Source organism: Bacteroidota bacterium, from assembly GCA_034723125.1.
GTDB lineage: Bacteria > Bacteroidota > Bacteroidia > CAILMK01 > JAAYUY01 > JAYEOP01.
Window position 1 is genome coordinate 1 of sequence record JAYEOP010000034.1, and the last position, 5,814, is coordinate 5,814.

The window sequence follows — 5,814 nt, forward strand, 5'->3', positions numbered from 1 at the left end:
CCGTCATAAAACGGATGGATACTTTCAAATTGATAATGAATAATTGCCATCTTGACAAGTGGGTCAAAATCAGATATTCTCTCATCATTGACAAACTGTTCAAGATTTGTCATTAATTCTTGAATTGTTTGATAGTCTTGTGGTGGTGTATAAACAATTTTCCCAGTTGATGCATTTTTTAGAGCAGTTCCTGGAACTTTTCTAAATCCTGCATTATTTTTTTCAAGTACAGATTGTATTTCAATTATATCATTATTTGTCAGAATTTTATTCTTAGAGATTAGTTTAAATCCTGTTTTTAGAGCCGCAATATAATTTTGAACTTCTTTGGCATTTAACGATTTAAAACCTTCGAGGTTTAATTCTGCTTTATAAATGTCATCGTGAGTTGTAATGATATTTTCAATTGCTGAACTATCTTTTGCTTCTTGAAGCCCCAATGTATTAATTAATATGTTTTCGTTTGGAATACTTGAAACAACCCCTTTTAACTCTGCCAATGCTCTGTGAACAGAAGTTAATTTTTTTAATATTTTTCGACTTTCAATGTCTTTATCAAAAGGTAATTTCTTTAATTGTTCAGTTTTCATTATGTAAAGTTATTTCTATTTTCTTTACAAAGATACATCATTATGATAATAAAATCTATTTTTCTTTGCATATTATTTGCAGTCTGCTAAGTTTTTTCTATTTCTTTATCGTTTGATTTTGTTTGTTTTTAGACTGTACTCATTTATCTTTATTGATTTTCAGGTCGTCAAAATAAGTAACAGCATCCGCCTTTGTCCAAAACCCGATTAGACCTGCCGATTGAAAAGTGTCGTCCGTTGATTCAATTAATGCTTTTCCGTTTAATGAACAAGTAATCCTATTTCCTTTCGTTTCAATTGTCATGGTAAACCATTCGCCTTGTTTAATATCGCTGTCAACACTTAGCAATTTCTTTCGATTTCCATCAACAACACTATAGAACCTGAAATTGTTTTCAAGTGGGTTGTAGCGTGCAATGTAATAATTATCTTTATCAATGTATCGCCAAACGAGTCCGCCCCCTTGGTCTTCTTCGCCCAAAATGGCTTTTATTTTTACAGTGGCTGTAAAATCCTTGTACCCGTCTTTGTCAAGAATTAGTAAATTATAACAACTGCCTTTATTAATTGCTTGTTGTGCAACCACTTTATTGCCGTTATCGTTTACAATGCTCCACTTTATGCTTTTTGCTTTTCCGGTAGCTGTTGAGGAAAAACCTTTTGGGACTTTACCTTCTACCTCATTTTCAAAATTGAAAAGTGTGTCGCTACCGAATTTCGCATAGGAAACTACATTTTCAATTTTATTGTTATTCGGTGTTGAATTTCTGCATGAGGCAATGCTCAGCAGGATTGAGATTGAGATTACTAATGTTTTCATACTTATTCGTTTTTAAATTTATTTTCTAAAAGTTTTTCTTTAAATTCCGATTTAAAGGTGTAAGCAAAAATCAGCATAACTGCCCTTGTATCTACTTTCCGATAGTGTGTATATTCAAAATTACTGCTAGAAACAGTGGATTCACTGCGTTGTGTATCAAATATATCGGTTACTGTCAAAGCCAATCGCCCTTGACCTTTTAAGATTTTTTGCTGAAACCCGAGGTCAATAAAATATACTTCTTTTCTTAAGCCTTGCGGTATAGCAATTGGCGATCTGTAGTTTGCAGTGATTTGAAGTCTGCCGTTTTTCCATACATCAAAATTATTAATAAATTTAGCATAGCCTGACAGTTGTTTTTTTAGAGTATTTTGCAATTGAGCATTTTGTTCAATTCTTTGTTCGTATAATGAAGCATCGAAATTTATTTTCCAAAAATCAAATGGGTTATAAGTAAAAATGGCTTCTACACCATAAGTTGATGAATTGCCGAAATTTTCGGGTCGTGTTGTACTTACTCCGCTACTATCGATAGTTGTATAAGGGAAAATACTATTGCTTGTGAGTCGGTAAAACAAGGAAGTAGAAAGACTTGCCTTTTTAAAAGCATGGTTGTATGTAAATCCAACTGCGTGCGAAAGCTCAGGCTCAATATCGGGATTCCCCGACCAAACATTTAACGAATCGGTAATGTCAATAAAGGGACTGTAATAACCAATTGATGGTCGGTTAATTCGTTTACTGTAAGCGAGTTTATACGAATTTCTTCTATGCGTATAATAAATTAACGATGCCGATGGATAAAGATGAAAATAGTTGTTAGAAAAATTGTACGATGACTGAATATTATCGCCTGTGTTCCAAACCTGTTCCGGTCTGATGCCGAATTGATATTTCAATTTTGGCTCTTGTTGTGTAGCTGTCCAACCTGTGTATTGCAGATAAAAAGCATGAATTTGTTCGTTGAATTTAAAAATATCGGTGTGAGATACATCGTTTATAAAACTGCCATTTAGTTGGTTGGAACGAAGATAATCATCATTTATAAATCTAAATGTGGATTTATATCCGGTTTCGATTATTCCTATTTCTTTTATCGGATGTTCATAATTTATCGCAAAATTAGTCAGATTGGCATCTTCGTAAAAGTATGTTTTCTGCAAAAAAGGCTTGCCAATTTCAGTGTTTTGTTCCGTTAAATTCTGTGTTGAGATGTCGGTGTTTTCTCTATTGTATTCAATAGCAGAGCTTGCATCAATTGTAAGCATTCTGTTTTGATTGAAATTTCTCGTATAATTAAACAATAGTTCGCCTGTATGGAAACGCCTGATTTCGTTTGAAAATCTGCTATTACGGATTGTAAAGTCATGCAATGAGGTTTCGGTGGTACTCACTATGGTTTCGTAATTATCCTGTCCTTCAAATAGCCATATACCTTCCAGTCTGAAACTGTTTTTTTTATTTGGTGTATAGCCTACATTAAATCGTGCCGTTTGGGTTTGTATAGTACGTTCGTCTTCCCGTGGCTGTAACAGAAAATGGTTATCGTCAGAATCGTATTGAGTACGTTGTCTGTTTACCGTGCGTGTTCTGGTAGTAAACCAATTGTCGTAAGCCAGACCTAAATTCCATTTAGGGGTATTATGGTTAATAAGGAAAGAGCCGTTTAAGCGATAGCGTGCTCCAAAACCACCTCCCAAAGCTGCCGCTCCGTTTGTGCCAAGATTTTTATTACCTTTTTTAAGAACAATGTTTATAATTCCGCTTTCGGCATCGGCATCGTATTTTGCAGACGGGTTTGTAATAATTTCGATGCGTTCAATGGAGCTTGCAGGGATTTGTTCCAAATTTGTTACCCTGCCCACTCCGCCAATACCAGAAACCCTACCGTTTATCATTATCAAAGGGCTTTTTCCCCTCATGGTTAAATTTCCTTCCATATCTACCTGAACCCCGGGCATATTCTTCATTAAGTCGGCTGCTGTACCGCCAATTTGTGTTAAATTTTCCGATGCGTTCACCACAATTCCTTCTTCGGTTTTCTGAATTAGGTTGCGAAAAGCAGTTATCTCAACTGAGTTCAAAACGATTGCATCCTGTTTCATTATTATTGTTCCTAAATCTATATTTTTATTTACATCATTAAGTAATACTGTTTGTTGATGATTTACGAATCCGATAAACTGAAAATGAATATGATAGTTGCCAAAGGGAATGTTTGCCAAAACAAAACGACCGTTATTGTCTGTAACCGTACCGTTTATGATGGTCGTAGTGTCATTAACTGATGTAATAAAAACGTTTACAAATTCGACAGGGTTGTTCTCGCTGTCAAGCACTATCCCCTCAATTCTTTCTGGGTTTTGTGCGTAGGTTGATAAATTAATCATTAGAATAAATAAATAAATAATACGTTTCATTTTAAATATTTTGGGTTTATTGTTTATACACATTGTTTTTTTAAGCATGGCATACTGGTGGCAATATGAAAATGGTGGGCATTTAAAGCTCCAATCTTTCAATTTACCACATAGTTTATTTAATGATAAGAATTTCATATTTAGTACTTTCTGACCAATTTATTGTATTGCGTGTTGTAGGGCGTTTTTCTATCATTCTAAAAATATGTTTTTACTGCAAATTCAAATTGTTCGATAAATATTTTCTTAAATGCTGTTATATTATTTTTTTCATAAAACAGCAACATTGCTTTTTTGTAATCAACACTATCAACTGTTCGAAATGAAACAGGGCAATATTTGTTGTTAATCAATATTGCATTGCTTACTATTCTGGCAGTTCTTTTATTTCCGTCAACAAATGGCTGTATGTATGAGATTAATATCAAAACTAAAAGAGCTTGTTCAAAGATGTTTGCTTTTTTATTAATCAGTTCGCAAATTCCTGATAAGGCTTCTTTTATTTGAAATTCATTATCTATGGGTTTGTAATTTGTCCCTGAAATTCCAATACGTCTTTTCCGAATATTTCTGTCAACAGCAAGTTCTTTTATTAAAATACTATGAATATCTTCAATCTTTGAGACAGTTAAAGGAAATAGATAATCCGGATTTTCAATAAGAAAATCAAGAGCATCTTTATGATTAAGCAACATTATTGCTTCTTCTTTCGTTTTTCCCGCTGCAGTTTCTTTTTCTTTTAATAATCGCTCTGTTTCTAAAAGCGAATATGTATTCCCTTCTATTTGTGATGATTTCCAACTTAAATCTATTGCGAGACGTTCTAATTCTTTGTTATATTCAAATTCACTTAATTCGGAAATATTTTGAATGTATTTTTCTTGTAATGTATTTATTTTTTCTATTTCTTTACTCGAAAATAAATTCACATTCGGTAGTATTTCAGTAATCAAAGAAAAATTGAAATTTTCCTTTATGTTTCTTTCATCAATTTCTTTTTCGTAGTATTTATCAATTTCAATTTGTTCAAATAGTGTATAGAAAGGGGAAAGTTTATATCTTGTTGCTTTTCCTTTTCCTATTGAAATTATTAATTTTTCTGATATTAGTTTTGAAATTGTCCTTTTTATTGTAGCAATACTTTTATTCGCACTTATTCCTTGCAAAATATCATTAGAAGAGCATTTTGGATTTTCTTTTACAAAGTTTAATGTCAAGTTATCAATATTCATATTTCTGATTTAGCTCACAAAGATAATCTATTCGGCTCACATTAGCAAATAAATGAGCTGTATTTTTTACTTAAATGAGCTACAACGCTAAAATACATAGCACAAACACTCTATATTTCGCATTTGTTCATTGTAGCATGTCTTTTTAATTCGCTGATTAGTAGTGTATTTTATATGCTTAGGTGTTGATGGTTTTTTGACAGTCTGACATTTTGAATATGGGGCGTGCCGCATTTTAAAACGATTAATTTTCAAGTTATTACTAATTTTATTTGTGTATTAACTTTTATATTTACAACTAATTGCGGCATTCACTATGTTTTTTGTTATGTGGGGTTATTCTGTTATTCTATATTTTAAATCCATTTGCTCATGCAATATTCTTGTTATTTCAATTTCATTCTTATTTAACTTTCTGTAGAAAATAATATGTCGTACCGTTCTATAACCAAATAATTTGTTTACAATTCCGTCATAATTTTTACCAATATATGGATTTTCTGCAATTTCCTTACAGTTATCAAGTAACATTTGATAGTATTTGTCAGCTTGTTGTTCAGACCAGTTATCAAAGGTATAATTCCAAATTTTGGATAAATCATCTACGGCTTTATTAGTCAAAAAGTAATTAGCCATTCTGTTCTTTTTTTGCTTTTAATTCTTTCAGATGTGTATTTGGATTGAAGTCAATAGCTAATCCACTTTCAACACCTTCTTGAATTGCATTTTTTAAAGCAATAGTTTTATTTTCT

At 32.2% G+C, this 5,814-nt stretch carries 6 protein-coding genes; all 6 read right to left on the reverse strand.

Annotated elements, in window-relative coordinates:
- Positions 1-590, reverse strand: a 590-nt coding sequence (locus tag U9R42_01280; protein MEA3494646.1) for a Fic/DOC family N-terminal domain-containing protein, incomplete at its 3' end; no start/stop codon positions are given.
- 139 nt (positions 591-729) lie between these two features.
- Positions 730-1,410: a family 16 glycoside hydrolase gene (locus U9R42_01285; protein MEA3494647.1), complete on the reverse strand. Its 681-nt coding sequence runs from the start codon at positions 1,408-1,410 to the stop codon at positions 730-732.
- Between the two features lie 2 nt (positions 1,411-1,412).
- Complete coding sequence (locus U9R42_01290; GenBank protein ID MEA3494648.1) at positions 1,413-3,830, reverse strand: TonB-dependent receptor; 2,418 nt, start codon at positions 3,828-3,830, stop codon at positions 1,413-1,415.
- 197 nt (positions 3,831-4,027) lie between these two features.
- The gene (locus U9R42_01295; protein MEA3494649.1) at positions 4,028-5,062 is read right to left on the reverse strand and encodes a Fic family protein; all 1,035 of its coding nucleotides are present in this window, start codon (positions 5,060-5,062) and stop codon (positions 4,028-4,030) included.
- Positions 5,063-5,398: 336 nt separating this feature from the next.
- Positions 5,399-5,698: a type II toxin-antitoxin system RelE/ParE family toxin gene (locus U9R42_01300; GenBank protein ID MEA3494650.1), complete on the reverse strand. Its 300-nt coding sequence runs from the start codon at positions 5,696-5,698 to the stop codon at positions 5,399-5,401.
- Positions 5,691-5,814: type II toxin-antitoxin system ParD family antitoxin (locus U9R42_01305; GenBank protein MEA3494651.1), on the reverse strand; the 124-nt coding region annotated here is incomplete at its 5' end. The genes U9R42_01305 and U9R42_01300, both read right to left, overlap by 8 nt.